The sequence below is a fragment of the Vibrio sp. 03_296 genome (assembly GCF_002265885.1).
The window spans coordinates 1-809 of the sequence record NZ_NPKW01000915.1; the positions used below are offsets into that span (position 1 = coordinate 1).

Below are 809 nucleotides of genomic sequence, written 5' to 3' on the forward strand. Positions count from 1 at the left end.
CAGTAAGTTACTTAACAACCGACTTAGTAAATTGCTTTCAGGGCTGAGTATAATATTTCAGAGTATGAAAAAATTGAACTTGGATCAGATCCCACACTTAAATACCCCGAAAGTGTGCTTCAGCACAACGAAAACCGCTAATTCATTGATAAACAAATAAATTAAAAGCCACATTTGGTTGAGCAAAAAAGAAGCAAACGAACCAAAAGGTCAAAATTAACAACAAAACCTTGTAAAAAAGTTTACATCATAAATCTACAAAATTACATAAAATTACATGTAGACGAGAAATTCTGTGCTACTGAGAGTATATCCAAATGGTTAACTCGCTAAAGAAGAGTGCTGGGTTTTTATCAAAAATGTGCGAATGTTAACGTTTATGTAAATTAATTGGATGCTTGCGAAGAATTATACACAACAAAGTGTGACAAATTATTTTACAACTCTTTCAATGATTAGTTTTCTCTAGCAATCAAACAGCTCACACGTTAGTTTTTTCATTCGTGAAGTCGCGCAATATCGACTATATTCGCCAACAATCTGTTCTCCTATTCTTCGTGTGGTTTCTCTAATGCAAACGTTCGAAGTCGCTATCTTTTTGCAGTTTTTCTTAGGCTTAGTGGCCGCAGTAAACCCTGTGGGCATCATGCCGGTATTTGTGTCGCTTACAGGCCACATGACACCGGAAGAAAAATACAAAACCGCACTAACCGCCAATGTCGCAGTTGCGATTATTCTGACCGTTTCATTGCTAGCGGGTCAGATGCTACTCGATATGTTTAGCATTTCTCTCGATTCCTTCCGCGTTG

Annotated in this window: 1 protein-coding gene; it reads left to right on the forward strand. The window is 37.3% G+C overall.

Annotated features, from left to right (window positions below; genetic code table 11):
* Positions 1-571 precede the first annotated feature (571 nt).
* Positions 572-809 (forward strand): MarC family protein (locus CIK04_RS28820; RefSeq protein WP_325205971.1); only part of this gene is annotated, 238 nt, incomplete at its 3' end.